Here is a 224-nt window from a genome sequence, read left to right as displayed (position 1 = left end):
CGTCGTCCACGCCATCGGCTTTTCCGACAAGAGCGAACTGCGCGGCCTCTATGTCGATACCAGCCTCGACAATTTCCTGATGACGATGAACATCTCGGCCTTCTCGCTTGTCGCGGTGACGAAGCGCGCGCGCGCGATGATGCCCAATGGCGGCTCGATCCTGACGCTTTCCTATTACGGCGCGGAAAAGGTGGTGCCCCATTACAACGTCATGGGCGTCGCCA

General features: G+C 59.8%; 1 protein-coding gene. It reads left to right on the top strand.

The window, feature by feature from the left end:
• The coding region (locus AAFM29_RS17485) for an SDR family oxidoreductase (protein ID WP_341713994.1) at positions 1 to 224 on the top strand (224 nt) is incomplete at both ends.

The organism is Erythrobacter sp. (genome assembly GCF_038133525.1).
Classification (GTDB): Bacteria; Pseudomonadota; Alphaproteobacteria; order Sphingomonadales; family Sphingomonadaceae; genus Qipengyuania.
This window is presented reverse-complemented; position numbering and strand designations above follow the sequence as displayed.